Source organism: Acidisoma silvae (genome assembly GCF_020618775.1).
Classification (GTDB): Bacteria; Pseudomonadota; Alphaproteobacteria; order Acetobacterales; family Acetobacteraceae; genus Acidisoma; species Acidisoma silvae.
In genome coordinates this window covers 716,873-734,006 of the sequence record NZ_JAESVB010000001.1, presented here as the reverse complement: position 1 = coordinate 734,006, position 17,134 = coordinate 716,873, and the positions used below count along the sequence as shown (strand labels likewise).

General features: G+C 64.1%; 17 protein-coding genes. 9 read left to right on the top strand and 8 right to left on the bottom strand.

Annotated features, from left to right (window positions below):
• Window positions 1-3: 3 nt before the first annotated feature.
• The 5 genes from ASILVAE211_RS03505 to ASILVAE211_RS03485 are packed head-to-tail and all read right to left on the bottom strand — an operon-like array spanning window position 4 to window position 4,566.
• Entirely contained in the window at window positions 4-1,869 is a 1,866-nt protein-coding gene (locus tag ASILVAE211_RS03505; RefSeq protein WP_227319885.1) for an ATP-binding protein, read from the bottom strand.
• Window positions 1,866-2,870, bottom strand: a complete 1,005-nt coding sequence (locus ASILVAE211_RS03500) for an ATP-binding SpoIIE family protein phosphatase (protein WP_227319884.1) — start codon at window positions 2,868-2,870, stop codon at window positions 1,866-1,868. The genes ASILVAE211_RS03505 and ASILVAE211_RS03500 overlap by 4 nt, the downstream gene beginning before the upstream one ends.
• A gap of 4 nt (window positions 2,871-2,874) precedes the next feature.
• Complete coding sequence (locus ASILVAE211_RS03495) at window positions 2,875-3,279, bottom strand: ATP-binding protein (protein WP_227319883.1); 405 nt, start codon at window positions 3,277-3,279, stop codon at window positions 2,875-2,877.
• Window positions 3,260-3,679 carry an STAS domain-containing protein gene (locus ASILVAE211_RS03490; RefSeq protein ID WP_227319882.1) on the bottom strand — a complete coding sequence of 140 codons (420 nt, stop codon included), beginning with the start codon at window positions 3,677-3,679 and terminating at the stop codon, window positions 3,260-3,262. The genes ASILVAE211_RS03495 and ASILVAE211_RS03490 overlap by 20 nt, the downstream gene beginning before the upstream one ends.
• A gap of 11 nt (window positions 3,680-3,690) precedes the next feature.
• Window positions 3,691-4,566, bottom strand: coding sequence for an STAS domain-containing protein (locus ASILVAE211_RS03485; protein ID WP_227319881.1), 876 nt, complete (start codon window positions 4,564-4,566; stop codon window positions 3,691-3,693).
• Between the two features lie 246 nt (window positions 4,567-4,812).
• Between ASILVAE211_RS03485 and ASILVAE211_RS03480 the strand changes: the two genes are divergently transcribed.
• The 4 genes from ASILVAE211_RS03480 to ASILVAE211_RS03465 all read left to right on the top strand — a co-directional run bounded on the left by ASILVAE211_RS03480 (window position 4,813) and on the right by ASILVAE211_RS03465 (window position 9,158).
• Entirely contained in the window at window positions 4,813-5,691 is an 879-nt protein-coding gene (locus ASILVAE211_RS03480; RefSeq protein ID WP_227319880.1) for a phytanoyl-CoA dioxygenase family protein, read from the top strand.
• A 105-nt stretch (window positions 5,692-5,796) separates the two neighbouring features.
• Window positions 5,797-6,723, top strand: coding sequence for an ABC transporter substrate-binding protein (locus ASILVAE211_RS03475; RefSeq protein WP_227319879.1), 927 nt, complete (start codon window positions 5,797-5,799; stop codon window positions 6,721-6,723).
• A 57-nt stretch (window positions 6,724-6,780) separates the two neighbouring features.
• Entirely contained in the window at window positions 6,781-7,989 is a 1,209-nt protein-coding gene (locus ASILVAE211_RS03470) for an anhydro-N-acetylmuramic acid kinase (protein ID WP_227319878.1), read from the top strand.
• A 95-nt stretch (window positions 7,990-8,084) separates the two neighbouring features.
• Window positions 8,085-9,158, top strand: a complete 1,074-nt coding sequence (locus ASILVAE211_RS03465; protein WP_227319877.1) for a LacI family DNA-binding transcriptional regulator — start codon at window positions 8,085-8,087, stop codon at window positions 9,156-9,158.
• On the opposite strand, the gene ASILVAE211_RS03460 is transcribed toward ASILVAE211_RS03465, so the two are convergent.
• A complete protein-coding gene (locus ASILVAE211_RS03460; protein WP_227319876.1) occupies window positions 9,130-10,014 on the bottom strand; it encodes a LysR family transcriptional regulator in 885 nt (294 codons plus the stop codon). The two genes, ASILVAE211_RS03465 and ASILVAE211_RS03460, sit on opposite strands and share 29 nt — an antisense overlap.
• Window positions 10,015-10,107: 93 nt before the next feature.
• On the opposite strand from ASILVAE211_RS03460, the gene ASILVAE211_RS03455 reads away from it, so the two are divergent.
• The 3 genes from ASILVAE211_RS03455 to ASILVAE211_RS03445 are packed head-to-tail and all read left to right on the top strand — an operon-like array spanning window position 10,108 to window position 13,847.
• Window positions 10,108-11,373: an MFS transporter gene (locus ASILVAE211_RS03455; protein WP_227319875.1), complete on the top strand. Its 1,266-nt coding sequence runs from the start codon at window positions 10,108-10,110 to the stop codon at window positions 11,371-11,373.
• A gap of 53 nt (window positions 11,374-11,426) precedes the next feature.
• Window positions 11,427-12,203, top strand: a complete 777-nt coding sequence (locus ASILVAE211_RS03450; RefSeq protein WP_227319874.1) for a bestrophin-like domain — start codon at window positions 11,427-11,429, stop codon at window positions 12,201-12,203.
• A gap of 9 nt (window positions 12,204-12,212) precedes the next feature.
• Window positions 12,213-13,847 (top strand): NAD(P)/FAD-dependent oxidoreductase, encoded by a 1,635-nt coding sequence (locus ASILVAE211_RS03445; RefSeq protein WP_227319873.1) that lies wholly within the window; start codon window positions 12,213-12,215, stop codon window positions 13,845-13,847.
• 107 nt (window positions 13,848-13,954) lie between these two features.
• Here ASILVAE211_RS03445 and ASILVAE211_RS03440 read toward each other — a convergent pair whose 3' ends face one another.
• Both ASILVAE211_RS03440 and phaR read right to left on the bottom strand, forming a co-directional pair.
• Entirely contained in the window at window positions 13,955-14,668 is a 714-nt protein-coding gene (locus tag ASILVAE211_RS03440; RefSeq protein ID WP_227319872.1) for an SDR family oxidoreductase, read from the bottom strand.
• A gap of 69 nt (window positions 14,669-14,737) precedes the next feature.
• Window positions 14,738-15,394: a polyhydroxyalkanoate synthesis repressor PhaR gene (gene phaR / locus ASILVAE211_RS03435; protein WP_227319871.1), complete on the bottom strand. Its 657-nt coding sequence runs from the start codon at window positions 15,392-15,394 to the stop codon at window positions 14,738-14,740.
• Between the two features lie 110 nt (window positions 15,395-15,504).
• On the opposite strand from phaR, the gene ASILVAE211_RS03430 reads away from it, so the two are divergent.
• Window positions 15,505-16,041, top strand: a complete 537-nt coding sequence (locus tag ASILVAE211_RS03430) for a hypothetical protein (protein WP_227319870.1) — start codon at window positions 15,505-15,507, stop codon at window positions 16,039-16,041.
• Window positions 15,929-17,062, top strand: a complete 1,134-nt coding sequence (locus tag ASILVAE211_RS03425; protein ID WP_227319869.1) for an alpha/beta fold hydrolase — start codon at window positions 15,929-15,931, stop codon at window positions 17,060-17,062. The genes ASILVAE211_RS03430 and ASILVAE211_RS03425 overlap by 113 nt, the downstream gene beginning before the upstream one ends.
• The last annotated feature ends 72 nt before the right edge of the window (window positions 17,063-17,134 follow it).

Genomic DNA, 17,134 nt, shown 5'->3' with positions numbered 1-17,134 from the left:
CTGTCAGCTCAGAACTTCCTTAACCCTGTTGATCAGCCCGGCGACGGTAAAGGGCTTGGTTAATATCGACATGCCTGGGGCCAGAGCGTCGCTCGTCAATTTGGTATTCTGGGCATAGCCGGTGATGAACAGCACTTTCAGGCTCTGTCGCGTCTCCCGCGCCTGATCGGCAAGCTGGCGTCCATTGACGCGGGGAAGACCGACATCGGTCAGAAGCAGGTCGATATGAATGCGGGAATCCAGCATCCTGAGACCTTCCTGGCCGTCGGAGGCCTGAAGGATCCGATAGCCCGCCTCGGACAAGACCTCGACGGTGAGGTTTCTGATCACGGCATCGTCTTCGACGATCAGGATGGTTTCACCCTTGTCGGTCTGGGCAATGTCCTGTGACAAGGCAACCGCATTTTCAGCCGAGAGAATCTCCCCCGAATGACGCGGCAGATAAATCCTGATCGTCGTGCCGCGACCTTCCTCGGACTCGATTTTGAGATAGCCCTGGCTTTGCCGCGCGAAGCCATAGACCATGGACAGGCCCAGCCCCGTTCCCTGGCCGATCGGTTTGGTCGTGAAAAAGGGTTCAAAGGCCCTGGACAGCACATCCGCCGACATGCCGGTTCCCGTGTCGGTCACGCAAACGGCGACATATTGCCCGGTCACCGCGCCGATGCCGGCGGCGATGGCCGCTTCATTCAAATCGGCGTTGCGCGTCTCGATCAGCAGATTGCCGCCGTCCGGCATGGCATCGCGGGCATTGATCGACAGATTGAGGATTGCGTTCTCAAGCTGATTGGGGTCGCAGAGCGTCGTCCAAAGATCGGCATCGGCGGCCACATCCAGGGAATGGGTCGGCCCGATGGTCTGCCGGATCAAATCCGTCATCGACGCGACGAGATGTTTCGCGTCGACCGGCTTCGGGTCGAGCGGCTGGCGGCGCGAAAAGGCCAGCAAACGATGCGTGAGGGCGGCGGCCCGCTGCGCGGAGATCATAGCCGCCTGGGTGTAACGCTCCAGCTTGTCCGTGCGGCCCTGTTCTATGCGGGACTGGATGATATCGAGGGAGGTGACGATGCCGGTCAGCATATTGTTGAAGTCATGCGCGATGCCGCCGGTCAATTGACCGACCGCTTCCATCTTCTGGCTTTGGCGCAGGCTCTGCTCAGCGGCTTCCCGTTCGGCAATTGCCGTCGCGACCCTTTTTTCCAGGGTTGCGTTCAGCGTTTCCAACTCTGTCGCTTTCTGATCCAGTTCCGCGAGAAGGGCGACGACGCCTTTATTGGTGCGGTCCAGCTCGTCATTCAGACGCATCATCTCGTCCTGCTGCGTTTTGACATCTTCCAGACTGCGCAGCAGTTCCTGATTTTGAGCGCGGACTTCGACAAGCGGGTCACCCGCGACTTCCGTTGCCAGACGGCGTGCCAGATCAACCAGTGCCGAAGCCGGAACGGGCTCCTGCCCTTTCGGCAGTATCTTGTCCAGCGTGACCCGCGTGCCCTTCTCAGAGGAACTGTCGATATCGACACGGTCCATCAGCCGGCGGGCGCCGATGATGCCAAGCCCCATGCCAGTCTGGCTCTGGTAACGGCCCTCGAGAACGTCATCGAGATTGGCGATGCCGGGTCCCTTGTCGGCAATCCTGATCAGCAGGTGTTGCGGCAGGCTAGCCCCGCTCAGGGCGAATTCCGCGCGGCCACTCCGCGCATAGGTCACCGCGTTGCGAGCGATTTCCGACGCCGCAGTCGCGATCCTTGTCTGGTCCAGCATGCCGAAGCCGAGCAGCTCGGCGATGCGGCGCGCCCGCTGCCGCACGGCGACCACATCGGCCTCGTGTTCCATCGCCAGCGTGATGATGGACCAGGCACCGGCACTCATGCTGCCTCTCCCCTTGTCACCACCACCGTCACGTCGTCGCGGCCACGGGTGAAGTCCCGATACAGAACGCCCGCGATCAATGTCGGGTGACGGAAGGCGAGCCCCGGATAAGCGCGCAGGTTCCAGTTGGTTGCCAGACCGTCCGAACACAGAATGATGAGCGGCTCGCCGGCAAACTGATAGATGAATTCCTGCACGCGTTTCGCGACATGGCCGACGGTACCGTTATGCGACACCATCTGCCGCACCGACCCATCCTGATTGACGATGACGCCGGCGACATTGCCGATACCCGCGAAGGTGACCTGATGACGTTCGATATCGACATCAGCGACGGAAATCGCCGCCCCGCGTGTCGGTCGCAGGGCCAGATGCATCTTTTGCAAAATCTGTCCGGGTGCCGACGCTTTTTCGTCCTGAAACACGCGCAGCGCCGCCTGCGACGCATCGGCCGCGTAGGTGCCGTGGCCCAGGCCATCGGCCACTACGAGCTTGTAGCCGCGCGCATGGGTGACACGAGACCAGGCATCGCCGCAGACATCCTCCCCCGTCTTGGGCAGGTTGATCGCGCCGACACGCGGCATGGATGACACCAGACCCGGTACCGGTCGTCCCTCCCGAAAGCGCACGAGAATGGCCGTGCCTGAGCCCATTGGCGCGAAGACGTCAACCTGATGGGAATTGCGGGCGATGGCACCCAGCCCGCTGCCCTGGCTGCCAGCAGTGGAATAACCATCCCGCGACGCGGCTTCGAAATCGCCAATGCCCGGCCCTTTGTCGAGGGCAAGGCATTCGACACCATTGCCCGTGCGGTCGCTATAGGAACCGACCAGCAATTCGCCACCGCCGCCATGCTTGATGAGGTTGGTGGCAAGCTCTGTCGCGACAATGGCGACACGACCGGCATCCTCCTCTCCGAAGCCGACGGCTTTCGCGACCAGGACCGCAGTGCGGCGTGCTTCAGCCACCTGAGAGACGTCTTTGACGGCGATGGCCCGCATGAGGCTATTTCCACCGGGCAATGGTGATACGCGTGCCTTCGCCGACGACGGAATGGATGTCGAATTCATTCGACAGCCGTTTGGCGCCGCTCAGGCCAAGGCCAAGGCCGCCCCCTGTCGTATAGCCGTCGGTCAGAGCAAGCTGCAGGTCCGGAATGCCCGGCCCCTTGTCTTCAAAGGTCAGCCGCAGGCCTTTGCGCGCACCGTTCTGCACCAGTTCCAGCCGCGCCGTACCGCCACCGCCATAATCAAGCGTGTTGCGGGCCAATTCGCTGGCAGCGGTTATGATTTTTGTCTGGTCAACAATACCGAACCCCGCCGCTATGGCCTGGACACGAACTTCCTTTCTGACCCTGACGACGTCTTCGGATGTGCGGATGGGAAGCGTATCATCCTTCAACACGGCCATCGGTGTCCTCCGACCCGACTCCGTCGTCATCCGCACCGTCATGGGCGCCGAAACCCGTCCCGATCAGCGCCATGCCACGGTCCACGTTCAGCGCGGTCTTCACGCCGGTCAGCGACAATCCAAGTTCGACCAGGGTGATGGCCACCGCCGGCCGCATGCCGACAACGACGGTATCGGCATCCAGCAGGCGCGAGACGGCGGCGATATTGTCCAGCATCCGCCCCATGAAGGAATCGACGATCTCGAGACCGGAAATGTCGATAAGCACGCCACGGGCATTGGTGGCGACGATTTTTTCCGACAGGTCTTCCTCGAGCGCCATGGCCAGGCGGTCATGCATATCGACCTGAACCGTGACAAGCAGCGCACGCCCAAGTTTCAGGATGGGGATACGATCCACGGCGAGCGGCCTTAGTGAGAGGTCGTGGAAGCGATGGGTGTCTTCACCCGCACCACGGCCCGGCCAGTGCGGGTCAAAGCCAGCGCCAGCGCATCCGCAAGCGAGGCCTTGGAAACGACATTGAGCTCCACGCCGAGGTGAACCATGGTCTGCGCGATCTGCGGGCGGATGCCCGAGACGATGCAATCGGCGCCCATGAGGCGCGCGGCGGCGATGGTCTTGAGCAGATGCTGGGCGACCAGCGTATCCACGGTCGGCACGCCGGTAATGTCGATGATGGCGATCTCCGCGCTCTGGTCGACGATCGACTGCAGCAGGGTTTCCATCACCGTCTGGGTGCGGGCGGAATCGAGCGTGCCGATCAAAGGCAGCGCCAGAATGCCATCCCAAAGCTTGACGACCGGCGTCGACAGCTCGGCGATTTCATCCTGCTGCCGGGCGACCACTTCTTCCCGGCTTTTCTGGTAGACTTCGGTTGTAAACAGGCCCAGTTGATCCAGCACCTGCGTCACCCGCCAGCTTTCGTCAGCCAGGGTCAATGCATCCTGGCTGAATTGCCGCAGCAATTCGAAAATCGGCTGCTTGAGGGAAAAGACGAAGGTCGCCGTTTCGGACGGGCTGAAGCCCTGGATCGCGCGCGAGCGTGAGACGTCGGACAGCAAGTCACGGACCCGCTCGAACGTATCGCTCTGAATATCGGTATCGCCACCCATATCGGCCGCCAGAGCTTGACGCAGAGCGGTCAGAAACTCCCGGCACTGCGCCTTGAGTTCGGCTTCCTTGATGCGTCCGCCGCCTGCGTTGGCGGAGGTCAAAAGCAGTTCCAGCCACTTCGCCAGAACGCCGCTTTCGTTGGTCTCAAGAATATTGGCCAGTGCCGACACCATGATCTACCCCTCGCCAGCGCAGTATTGCCCGGGCCACTGGCCCGTTTAGCACGGCTGCGGTTTTTGTCCTATCCGAAGCGCCCCAAAAACGAGGCGCTCCGGGGGCGTTTCAAATCCCGAGTTCCGTCCACTAAGCCACCGAACTTCGTGACGCTTGATCGCGGCTAATCGATTCGCTAGACTTGCCAAATCGATTAGCCGACGAGACAGACCGGCGTCGCAAGAAAAAGAACTCAGGAGGCTCAAATGTACACAAAACAGGCATTGCGTGAGCTTGGCGTCCCTTCCGGCAGTTTCACCAGCGCGCAGCAGGACGCTCTGGACAAGCAGGGCTTTTTTGTCGTGCCCGGCGTATTTTCGCGTGAGGACTGCCTGCGCATGGGCGCGGAATTCGACCGGCTGAGCAGCCTGGAACACGGTCAGGGCGGTCATGAAGTGCATGTCGAGCCCGGCGCGCCGCGCGTCTCCAATATCTTCAATAAAACCGAGGTCTACGATAGCTGCCTCAACTGCGCGCCGCTGCTGGCCGCCGCGCATTACTTGCTGGGCGAAGTCAAGCTGCATGGCGCCAATCTGCGCGAGCCCAATAAGGGCCAGGGCCACCAGAGCCTGCATACCGATGTGCCCAAGAAGTTCGACGATGACTGGTGGGTTCTGAATGCCTTGGTCCTGTTCGACGACATGACTTTGACGAACGGGCCGACACGCATGATCCCCGGATCGCATCATTGGGCGCCGCTCAACGTCGCCCATGTCAATATGGGCGATTGGGTACCGCAGCCTTTGTCTGCGGAAGATCAGGCGCGCGTGCCGGCCGACCTGGCTGCCCCCTATACGGGCGAGATCTATCTGACGGCGCCGGCGGGGTCCGTCGCCATCATGAATTCCTCCGTCTGGCATGGTGGCACACGCAATACGGACGGCGAACGCCGCCGCGTCCTGCATCTTACCTACACGCGGCGCGACCTGGCGCAGCAGTTGACGCAGCGGGACTATGTGACCGAGGCGCTTTATGAACGCATGAGCCCGGCACAGCGGTTTTTGATGGATATCGAGCCGCTGGGGGCCAGCGACGTCGTCATCCGTCAGCCAGAAAAACCCAAGAATGCGAGTTGGTGGAACTAAATTTCCTCTCACTCTCCCGCCTCACGCAGCACCGCCGGCAAAAAGCCGGCGGCCTAACAAAACTACCGTGCCACATAAGAAGCGCGGATAAAGAAAGTGAGTGCCATGAAGAACGCATTATTGCTGGCGTTGCCTTTGCTTGCGCTTGCAACTGTCTCCGCCCGTGCGGAGCCGCTGCAAGTCGGCATCTCCGTCGGCTCGCTCGGCAATCCCTTCTTCGTCGCGGCGAAGAACGGCGCCGTGACGGAAGCGCGGCTGGCCGATCCCAATGCCCAGATCACGACGGTCTCATCCGACTACGATCTGAACAAGCAGATCAACCAGATGCAGAATTTCATCTCCTCCGGAGACAAGATCATTCTGCTGAACGCGGCCGATCCTGAAGCCATCGCGCCGGCTGTCGCGAGTGCGAAGGCGCAGGGTATCGTCGTCGCGGCCTTCGACGTCGCGGCCAAGGGTGCGACGGTCACCGCCATGACGGATAACATCAAGGCCGGCGAAATGTCCTGCCAGTATCTGGCGGATAAGCTGGGCCACAAGGGCGATATCGTGATCATCAACGGCCCGCATGTCAGCTCGGTCATCGATCGCGTGAAAGGCTGCGAGCAAGTATTCGCGCAATATCCGGCGATGAAAGTGCTGAACGACAATCAGGACGCCAAGGGCTCGCGCGACGGCGGCTTTGCCGTGGCGCAGACCCTGCTCACCCGCTTCGGCCATATCGACGGCATGTTCGTCATCAATGAAGAGGAAGCTTTGGGCACCGATCTGGCCGCGCATCAGCAGGGCCGCCATGAGATGATCATCACCACCGTCGACGGCTCGCCCGCCGGCGTCGAAGCGCTGAAATCCTCGACCAGCCTGATCGTCGCGACAGCGGCGCAAAATCCCTTCGAAATTGCGCGTACGGCGCTGCGCCTTGGCCTGGACGTGCTGCATGGCAAGCCGCCCGCGCAGACAACCGTCCTGCTGCCGCCCGCGCTTGTGACCCGCGACAATGTCGCAAGCTACAACGGTTGGGTGAACAACTGACCGCAATAGGGCCGCGCCTTGGCGTCGCCCTACCTGCCCGCATCAGTGGAGAGAATAATGGTTCGCGTATTGGGCCTGAACAGCGGGTCATCCTTCGACGGCATCGATGTCGTTCTTGTCGATATCCAGAATGGCGCGGACGGCTATCCATCCCGCCCGACCTTCATCGCCGGTGAAAGCTATGACTGGCCGGAAGCGGTGGCCGAGCAGGTGCTGCGATCCTTCGAAAATCAGGTGAGCATTTTCGAGCTTTGCCGCCTCAACTATCTGGCCGGCGCCGTCTATGCCGAATCTGCCCGGTCCTTCATGCGCAAGCACAAGCTTGCGCCCGGCGATGTCGAAGTCATCGGCTATGACGGACAGACGATCTATCAGGAACCGCCGGACCATGCGCGGCTGAAGGACTATGCGGACGACACCGATCTCGTCGGGCGCTGGCTCAACGGTCCCTTCGGCTGTGGATTGCAGATCGGGGAACCGTCCATCGTCGCCGCCGCCTGCGAGACGCCGGTCGTGACGCAGTTCCGCCCCATGGACCATGCGCTCGGCGGCACCGGCGCGCCGCTGATGCAATATCTGGATTACGTCGCCTTCCGCGATATCGGGCCGGTTCTGACGCTCAATATCGGCGGCATTGCCAATTGCCAGCTGGCGGAGGCGGATCGCGGACGGATGATGGCCTTCGACACCGGGCCGGGCAATGTCATGCTGGATCATGTCGCGCGCCTCCGGCTCGGCAAGCCTTATGACGCCAATGGCGAAACCGCGGCACGTGGGCGCATCCATCAGCCCTTGCTGGATCAGGTGCTGGCGCATCCTTATTTCCATCGACCGGTTCCCCGCAGCGCCTGGCGGCTGGATTTCGGCTCGGCCTATGCCGATTCCCTGCTGGACGCCTATGCCACGCTGTCGACCGAGGATCTGCTGGCAACCTTCACGGAATTCACGGCCATCGCGATTACCCGGTCCATCACCGACCATGTCGAAAGGCTTCGCGACATCTCGGTGCTGATCGCGAGCGGCGGTGGCACGCGCAACGCCTTCCTGCTGGACAGGCTGCGGGCGTATCTGCCCGCATCGCTAAGGCTGGCGATATCGGATGAATTCGGGATGCCGCCGCAATTTAAGGAGGCGATCAAATTCGCGACCCTCGCCCATGCGACCGTAAACAGGCTGGCCAATAATATCCCGGCGGCGAGCGGTGCCACGCGCTTCGGCATTCTGGGCAAGCTGGTTCTGCCCCCAGGCCTGGCGCAAGGCATCTGACGCTACAGCGCAGGGGCAGCCTGCCGGTTGACCCCTGCCGTCGCGCCGGACCATGGTCGGGCCAAGATCCCGAACGCAATGGTATTCCAGGCCGCATGACGAACCGCCCGCCCGCGCCGACGATGAAGGATGTCGCCCAGCAGGCGGGCGTGTCCACGGCCACCGTCTCGGCCGTCATCAATGACAGCAGCTTCGTCAGCGAGCCGCTGAAGGCAAAGGTGCGGGCCACGATTGCCGCGCTGAACTACGCGCCGTCGCGGCTGGCGCGCAGCCTGCGCACCCAGACGACAGGATTGGTCGGGCTGATCGTTGCCGATATCACCAATCCCTATTTCACCCAGCTCGTCCGGTCGGTCGGCGCCCTGCTGCAAGGCGAAGGCTACAGCCTCCTGCTTTGCGAAACCGATCATGATCCGGTCCGTGAAACCGAGGCCTTGCAATTGCTGGCCGCCCAAGGCGTCGATGGCGTCATTCTGGCGCCGACAGCGCCAGCCGAGACCTATGCGCGCGGTATCGCGCGAGACTTTCCGCGTCCCATCGTCATGGTGGACCGGGCTTTGCCGAAACTGCCCTTCGATTCCGTTGTCATCGACAATCGCGCGGCGGCGATGGAGATTACCGACTACATCCTGTCTCTGGGGCATCGGCGCGTCGGCATCGTCTCGGGCGGGTTGCATCTGGCAGCGATGGAGGAGCGGCTGGAAGGCTTTCGGGCCGCGCTGACCGCCAAGGGCATCGGCCTGCTGCCGGACGACATCATCTATGCCGATCTGCGGCAGGAAGGCGCACGCATCCTGTGCCGGGAACGCCTGGCCGGGCCGGACCGGCCTTCCGCGCTTTTCGTGTCGAACAACCATATGGTGATCGGGGCGATGCGGGCGCTGGCCGATCTCGGCCTTCACTGCCCGGATGATATCTCGGTCGCGGCCATCGACGATTTTCCCTGGACCGAAGCCTTCGCGCCCCGGCTGACGGTGCAGGCGCAACCGATCGAGGACATCGCGGACCATGCCGCGCGGCTATTGTTGCGGCGCATGTCCTCTCCACGCGGCCAGCCACCCGCACCCGAACGCGTCGTGCTGCAAGCGCGGCTGATCATCCGGGATTCCTGCGCGCGCCTGAAAACGGCAGACAAGCTCCCTATAAAGCGCCGTTCAGCGTCTGGATAAGGTTGCGCAGCAAAGCCGGCTCACGCCCCATGCGCGTTGCCAAGGCAAGGCGCGCGACCGGCACCACGTCGGTGATGCGGCGATAGGCGATGCCCGGCACGCCGATGGCGGCGATGGATTGCGGCACGATGGCGATGCCGAGTTCAGCCGCGACCAGGGCCAGGCCCGAGGAAATCTGCGGCGCGATCTGGCTGGTGATAGGGTCGAACCCCGCCATGCGGCAGGCCGACAGCACCTCATGATACAGGCTCAGGCCGATGGCGGGCGGAAACAGGATCAGCGGCTCCTGCGCCAGTCCGGCAAGCGTGATGCTGCGTGCCTTCGCTAATGGATGCGCTTTCGGGATGGCCGCGACCATCGGCTCATCCGGCAGGCGATGCAGGTGCAGCCCCTCCAATTCCTCCAGGCCCGGCCGCAGGAAGATGGCGTCCAGTTCTTCCCGCCGCAGCATCTCCAGCAGCCGCATGGTGTTCAGTTCTTCCAGCACCACCTGCACCTTCGGGTAGCGCCTGCGGAAATTGCGGATGGTGCGGGTGACGATAGGGTGGAAAGCGGCCGACCCGGTGAGGCCCAGCGTCAGCAGCCCCGCCTCCCCCCGTGCGGCGCGCTGGGCCGCGACCCGCGCGCGTTCGGCGGCGGCGATGACGCTCTCGGCCTCCACCAGAAAGGCTCGCCCCGATTCCGTCAGTTCCGCGCCATGCGGCAGGCGATGAAACAGCGGCGCACCCAGCTCCGTTTCCAGCTGCCGGATCTGCTGGCTGAGCGGCGGCTGGCCGATGCCCAGGCGCGCTGCCGCGCGGGTAAAATTCCGCTCCTCAGCGACGGCCAGGAAGTAGCGGATGTGGCGCAGCTCCACCGGTATCTCCAAAACATATCAAGATCGACAGCACCATATATTGGACAAATGGAGGCAGCCTGACCAGTTTGCCTGGCGAAGGATTGCCGCCCCATGCTCAAGACAGCCGAAACCGCCCCGATCGGAGACACTGCCATCCGGCCCGATATGCCGCCCCAGAAGGTGCGCCTGGGTACACCGGATTACCGGCGCATTTCCCTCGCTTTGTTCCTGGCGGGTTTCGCGACCTTCTCGCTGCTGTATTGCACCCAGCCGCTGCTGCCGCTGTTCTCGCATCATTTCCATATTACCCCGGCCTCCAGCTCCCTGGCCCTGTCGCTGTCCACCGGCGCGCTGGCCGGCGCCATCATGCTGGCGGCCGTGGTGTCTGAGACCTCCGGGCGGCGCGCGCTGATGTTCGTCTCGATGACGGCAGCCTCGGTGATGAATATCGTCGCTGGGCTCGCCCCAAGCTGGCCACTGCTGCTGATCGCCCGCGCGCTCGAAGGCTTCGTGCTCGGCGGCGTGCCGGCGGTCGCCATGGCCTATCTGGCGGAGGAGATCGAGGGCAAAAGCCTGGGCCTCGCTATGGGCCGCTATGTCGCAGGCACCGCTTTCGGCGGCATGTCCGGCCGTGTCGCGGAAGCCTTCCTGGCGGAATTCGTGGGCTGGCGGGCGGCGCTCTGCACCATGGGCGTATTGGGCGTGCTGGCCGCCCTCGCGTTCTTTTTGCTGCTGCCGCGCTCACGCTATTTCGTGCGCAAGGATGGGTTCGATCCGGGCTTCCATTTTCGCGCCTGGGGCGGCCATCTGACATCCCGCGCGCTGCCGCTGCTGTTCGCCATCGGCTTCCTGGTCATGGGCGCCTTCGTGACGATCTATAACTATGCCGGCTTCCGCCTGATGGCCGCGCCCTATCACCTCAGCCCGACCGTGATCGGCCTTGTCTTCACCGTCTATCTCTTCGGCATTCTGGCGTCTTCGATGGCCGGGTCGGCCGCGGACAGGCTCGGCCGCGCGCGCGTACTGCCGATCGGCCTCATCCTGGCGCTGGCAGGGGCAATCTGCACCCTCTCGCCAGCCCTGCCGGTGATCATCCTCGGCATCATTCTGCTGACGGTCGGTTTTTTCGTCTCCCACTCCGTCGCCAGCGGCTGGGTCGGGCGGCTGGCGGCGGGGTCCAAAGGCCATGCCTCATCCCTCTATCTGCTGGCCTATTATCTGGGCTCCAGCCTGGCAGGCACGGCCGGTGGCTGGTTCTGGTCCCATTGGGGCTGGCATGGCGTCGTCGGTTTCGCCGGGACGTGCCTGACGCTCGCCTTGCTCTGCGGCATCGGCGTCGGCCGGCTGAGCCGCCAACAGGTGGCAGAAACCCGCTGACCGCCGCCGCTTTCGGCTGACGGCGGCGGCTCCGTCTGCTAAGGGCTGCGGCCATGTCCCTGTCCGTCGCACTTGCGATCGTCCTGGCCGCCACCCTGCTGGCCGGCATCGTCAGCCTGCTTGTGCATCGCTACGTGCATGTGGAATTGCGCCGCCGCCACAATGAAATCGGCACGGCGGTGTTTCTGCAACTGGGCGTGATTTTCGCCGTACTGCTGGCCTTCGTCTTCGGCGAGGTCTGGAGCGACTACAATAACGCGGGCAATGCCGTGCAGCTGGAATGCAGCGCCCTGCAAGGCGCGGCGGTCCTGGCCAGCGCCCTGCCCAAGGCCGAGGCATTGCCGATCCTGCAAGCGGAGCGGCATTACATCGACGGCGTCGTCCATCAGGAATGGACGACCATGAGCCTGTCGCGGGATGAGGATTCGGCCGTCGCCGAACGGCTTGCGAAGCTCATCCAGTCGGTGGCCCAGATGAAACCCGCCGATATGGCCGATCTTGGCACAAGGCAGCAGATTCTTACCTTCCTGGAAGACGCCAATACCGACCGATCGACCCGCCTGTTCCAGACCGGCAGCGGCGTGCCGGTGCTGCTCTGGTGTCTGCTGATCGGCTTCGGCGGGATCCTGGCGCTCTTCGTGACGCTGGCCGGCGTCGATCACCGCATCGCTCTGGTCAGCTTCTCCATTACCTTCGCGGTGGCCGTGGCCGCCATTCTCGTTCTCATCCATCTGCTCGATTATCCCTTCGAAGGCGCGCTTGCCATCGGCCCGCAGCCCTTCATGGTCGCGGCAGCGAAGGTGCAAGCCATGATCCAGATGGTGCGCTAAGGTCAGGCCATGTTACGCGTCACTGAAATCAAACTCCCCCTCGATCATGATCCGGCGGCCCTGCCCGCCGCCGTTGCCGGCCGGCTGCATCTGACGCCCGAGCAATTGGGTTCGCATGAGGTCATCCGCCGCGGCTATGACGCGCGGCGGCGGACCCGGATCGAACTGGTCTATACCGTCGATGTCGCGGTGCCGGATGAGGCCGGTGTGCTGGCGCGCGTGCAGGACGATAAGCATGTCGTCCGCGCGCCCGACATGGGCTACCGGCTGGTGGCGCAGGCGCCCGCCAATCTGCCGTCGCGTCCCATCGTCATCGGCGCCGGACCCTGCGGTCTGCTGGCAGCGCTCACTCTGGCGCAGATGGGTTTCCGCCCCATCGTTCTGGAACGCGGCAAGGTCGTGCGCGAACGCACCAAGGACACCTGGGCGCTGTGGCGGCGCGGCGTGCTGACGCCGGAATCGAATGTGCAATTCGGCGAGGGTGGCGCCGGCACCTTCTCGGACGGCAAGCTCTATTCCGGCATCAAAGACCCGCTGCATCTGGGCCGCCGGGTGCTGTCGGAATTCGTCGCCGCCGGTGCGCCGGACGAGATCATGTATGTCAGCAAGCCGCATATCGGCACCTTCCGTCTGGTGACGGTGGTGGAAACCATGCGCCGGCAGATTGAGGCGCTGGGCGGCGAATACCGCTTCGAAAGCCGGGTCGAGGATATCGAGATTGCGGAAGGCGCAGGCGGCGCTCGGCAGGTGACGGGCGTGGTGCTGGCCAATGGCGAGCGGCTGGCGACGAACCATGTTGTGCTGGCGGTCGGGCATAGCGCGCGCGATACCTTTCCCATGCTGGAAGCGCGCGGCGTCGCCATGGTCGCGAAGCCCTTCTCGCTCGGCTTTCGCATCGAGCATCCGCAGGCGCTGATCGATACCTGCCGCTTCGGCGCCCATGCCGGAAATCCGATCTTGGGCGCGGCCGATTACAAAATCGTCCATCACGCCAAGAACGGCCGGTCGGTCTATAGCTTCTGCATGTGCCCCGGCGGGCAGGTGGTGGCCGCGACCTCGGAACCCGGCCTGGTCGTCACCAACGGCATGAGCCAGTATTCGCGCGCCGAGCGGAATGCCAATGCCGGAATCGTCGTCGGCATCACGCCCGAGGATTATCCCGGCGGCCCGCTGGCCGGCATCGCCTTTCAGCGCCATTGGGAACGCCAAGCCTTCATCGCCGGTGGCGGCGACTATCGCGCCCCCGCGCAATTGGTGGGGGATTTCCTGGCGGGCCGCGCGTCCACCACGCTCGGCAGCGTCACCCCATCCTACAAGCCTGGCGTCACGCCCACCGACCTGTCGACCTGCCTGCCGGATTACGCCATTGCCGCGATCCGCGAGGCGCTGCCGGCCTTCGACCGGCAGATCAAAGGCTTTTCGATGAATGACGCGGTGCTGACGGGGGTGGAGACGCGCACGTCATCGCCCTTGCGCATCAGCCGGGGCGAGACCTTCCAGAGCATCAATACGCAGGGCCTCTATCCGGCCGGTGAAGGTGCCGGTTTCGCGGGCGGCATTCTGTCGGCGGGCGTGGACGGTATTCGCGTCGCGGAAGCGGTGGCCCTCTCCATGACCAGCACGGTCGCTACGCCGGCCCTATAATCAGCTTCCACAGCCAGACGAGCAGGCGCCACCAGGCCCAGAGCACGGAGCGGCGAGACGGGTCATCCGACGGCTTGGCCATAGGCTTGATCTCTGCCGTTCAGCCGTCACTCGGCATAGATCATCTTCCGCGTCATGCCGCCGTCGACGATGAATTCCGAACCCGTCACGAAGCGGCTTTCGCCCCCGGCCAGCCAGGCCGCCAGGCTGGCGATATCCTCCACGCGCCCGACGCGGCCGGCCGGATGCTGGGCGTGATCCTCTGCCGATAGCGTGCCGCCATGGGTGTCGATCCAGCCCGGGCTGATGCAATTGACGCGGATATCAGGCCCCAAACTGACGGCGAGCGCATGGGTCAGCGCCAGGATGCCGCCCTTGGACGCCGCATAGCTTTCGGTATCGGGCTCGGACTGATGCGCGCGGGTGGAGGCGATGGTGACGATGGCGCCCTTGGCCTGCCGCAGCAGCGGTGCTGCCGCGCGGGCCAGCAGGAAGGCGCTGGTCAGATTGGTGCCGATGACCGCTTGCCATTCGGCAAGGCTGAGCTGTTCCAGCGGCTTGCGGATCATGAAACCGGCATTGCAGATGAGCGCGTCCAGCCGTCCCTCGCCAGCCGCCACGCTATCGACCAGGGCCGCGACGGCGGCCTCATCCGAGACATCGATTTCCAGGAAGCGATGCGCGAAGGGCAGCGGCTCGGCCGGTGCGGCACGGTCTGCAATGACGGCACGCCATCCCTGTCCGACCAGATGCGCGGCGATGCCGCGCCCGATGCCACGGGCGCCCCCGGTGATAAGGACGACGGGGTCCGCTGCGGTCATGACGTCTCTCCAATTCGGGCCGGACCTAGATATCGCCCGAACCGGAGAAAGACCAGTTGGTGCGGCCGCTTAATCGGCGGCGCTGCGGCCGTCCAGCTTGGTTTTGGGGGCCGGCTGATCGGCCAACTGGGCGCGGGTCTCGCCCAATTCCTTCTGCAAACGCGCCAGTTCGCCGCGCAACAGCGTCAGCTCATGCTCGACATTCGGATGCTTGGCAGGGGCTTCCGCCGCCGGTTCGGCCGCAGGATAGAAGGGCGTGAACATGGACATCGCGCGTTCCATCATCGCCATGTTCTGGCGGCTGACTTGCTCGATATCGAAAGGAAACAGTGTACCCACCGTCTGCTGCATGGCCTGGCGGACCTGCTGCTGTTGCTGGGTGAAATTGGCCATCGACTGCTCAAGGTAACGGGGCAGCGCGCCCTGCATGCTGTCGCCGTAAAAGCCGATGAGATTGCGCAGGAAAGCGGTCGGCAGCAGCGCACTGCCCTTGCTTTCCTCTTCGACGATGATCTGGGTGAGCACGCTACGCGTGATATCCTCGCCCGATTTCGCGTCATAGACGATGAAATCCCGGCCTTCCCGTACCATCGTGGCGAGGTTGTCCAGCGTGATGTAGCTGGAACTCTCGGTATTGTACAATCGCCTATTGGCGTATTTCTTGACGACGACGGGAGGCTTGGCCGGTGCTTCAGGCGCCCCGGCAGGCATTTCACCTTGCGACATCATTCACTCCACTACCGGCTTGTCATTGGACGGTAGCATGACCATGCATACCCCGCGATAGTCGCCGATTCCTGTTCACTATAAAGCTGATCTGCGGCGAAGGACAGGATTTGTCGGCGGCTCTGGGGTATGACGACGGCATGGATGAGCGTGACGACAAGCGACAGGGCGAAGCGGCGGCCGACAGGCCTGCGGCGGCGGATGCGGATTTTCAGGCCCTTGCCGAGGATTGGATTGCCATATGGCAAAGCGAACTGACCGCCTATCTGACGGACCCCGAGAGCCAGGCGCATTGGGTGGCCATGCTGGCGCTGTGGGGCGAGGCCGCGCAGGCGATGACACGCGCCATGCCGCATCCCCCCGGCTTTGCACCCGGCTCTGCGCCGGGTTTTGCTGCGGGCTTCGCTCCCGCGCATGAGCATCGGAGATCCGCCAAACCCGCCGCCGCGCAGCAACCCGCCGGGGCCGATGCTGCGGCGCGGCCCGCGCCCGCTGCTGATGCATCTGGGTCTCGCGATGATGAGGTCCGGCGCCTTGAACAGCGCGTGGCCGAGCTGGAACGCCGGCTGGCCGCAGACAGCACCAGCAAGCGCGGCGCCGCTGGCGCAGATCGCGGCCCGCGTCGCGGCAGCCGGGCCCGGGGCTGAAGCCAGCTTCGCCGAGACCATTCTGCGGCAGGTCTGGGCGCAGGACCGCGCCTTTCTGGCCGGCATCGCCCGCTACCGCCGCCATTCTTATCAGCGCAATGTCGCGGAACCACCCTGCCTCTGGCAGGAGGGGAACAGTCGGCTGCTGGATTATGCGCCCGATAGCACCGATCCGGTGGTGCTGGTGGTACCCAGCCTGGTCAACCGCGCCTATGTGCTGGATCTGAAGCCGCAGACATCGCTGCTGCGCTTCCTGGCCGGCGCGGGCCTGCGGCCATTGCTGCTGGACTGGGGCGACCCCGGCGCGGTCGAAAAAAGCTTCACGCTGACCGATTACATCGCCGGCCGGCTGGAGCGTGCGATCACGGCCATCGGCAAGCCCGTCATTCTGGCCGGCTATTGCATGGGCGGCTTGCTGACGCTCGGCGCCGCGCTGCGCCGCCCCGAGGCCGTCCGAGGTCTTGCCCTGCTCGCCACCCCCTGGGATTTTCATGCCGAGGATGCCGCCCGCGCACAGTCCCTGGCCAGGCTGCTGCCGGCGCTGGAACCGGCCATGCACGTCACCGGCACTCTGCCGACCGATCTGCTGCAAATGCTGTTCACCTGCCTTTCCCCTTTCGAGACGCCCGCGAAATACCGCGCCTTCGCGAAACTGGACGAGGCCGGCGCCTCGGCCGAACGTTTCGTCGCCTTGGAAGACTGGCTGAATGACGGCGTCCCCCTCGCGGCCCCCGTCGCCCGCACCTGCCTTGGCGAATGGTATGGCGAGAACCGGACTGCGATCGGCCTATGGACGGTGGCCGGCGCCCCGGTTGTGCCTGAAACCCTCAATGTGCCGAGTTTCGTCGCCATCCCGAACAAGGACCGCATCGTACCGCCGGCCTCGGCCCTGGCGCTGGCCAATGCCCTGCCCGGCGCCGTGATCCACCGGCCGGCGGCCGGGCATATCGGCATGGTCGCCGGCCGCCGCGCGGAAGCCGAATTGTGGCGGCCGCTGCGCGACTGGTGCCTGACGCTGTGACGCGGGCCCTCTGACGCGGGACTGTCATCGGCCTTGCCTATGGTGCCGATCAGGGTGACGCGCCTAGATTAT

Excerpts from the sequence above, each read along its gene's own strand:
- ASILVAE211_RS03495 (WP_227319883.1), bottom strand. The coding sequence starts at position 3,279 with ATGGCCGTGTTGAAGGATGATACGCTTCCCATCCGCACATCCGAAGAC.
- ASILVAE211_RS03450 (WP_227319874.1), top strand. The coding sequence starts at position 11,427 with ATGTCCCTGTCCGTCGCACTTGCGATCGTCCTGGCCGCCACCCTGCTG.
- ASILVAE211_RS03455 (WP_227319875.1), top strand. The coding sequence starts at position 10,108 with ATGCTCAAGACAGCCGAAACCGCCCCGATCGGAGACACTGCCATCCGG.
- ASILVAE211_RS03480 (WP_227319880.1), top strand. The coding sequence starts at position 4,813 with ATGTACACAAAACAGGCATTGCGTGAGCTTGGCGTCCCTTCCGGCAGT.
- ASILVAE211_RS03465 (WP_227319877.1), top strand. The coding sequence starts at position 8,085 with ATGACGAACCGCCCGCCCGCGCCGACGATGAAGGATGTCGCCCAGCAG.
- ASILVAE211_RS03475 (WP_227319879.1), top strand. The coding sequence starts at position 5,797 with ATGAAGAACGCATTATTGCTGGCGTTGCCTTTGCTTGCGCTTGCAACT.
- ASILVAE211_RS03445 (WP_227319873.1), top strand. The coding sequence starts at position 12,213 with ATGTTACGCGTCACTGAAATCAAACTCCCCCTCGATCATGATCCGGCG.
- ASILVAE211_RS03470 (WP_227319878.1), top strand. The coding sequence starts at position 6,781 with ATGGTTCGCGTATTGGGCCTGAACAGCGGGTCATCCTTCGACGGCATC.
- ASILVAE211_RS03505 (WP_227319885.1), bottom strand. The coding sequence starts at position 1,869 with ATGAGTGCCGGTGCCTGGTCCATCATCACGCTGGCGATGGAACACGAG.
- ASILVAE211_RS03485 (WP_227319881.1), bottom strand. The coding sequence starts at position 4,566 with ATGGTGTCGGCACTGGCCAATATTCTTGAGACCAACGAAAGCGGCGTT.
- ASILVAE211_RS03500 (WP_227319884.1), bottom strand. The coding sequence starts at position 2,870 with ATGCGGGCCATCGCCGTCAAAGACGTCTCTCAGGTGGCTGAAGCACGC.
- phaR (WP_227319871.1), bottom strand. The coding sequence starts at position 15,394 with ATGTCGCAAGGTGAAATGCCTGCCGGGGCGCCTGAAGCACCGGCCAAG.
- ASILVAE211_RS03440 (WP_227319872.1), bottom strand. The coding sequence starts at position 14,668 with ATGACCGCAGCGGACCCCGTCGTCCTTATCACCGGGGGCGCCCGTGGC.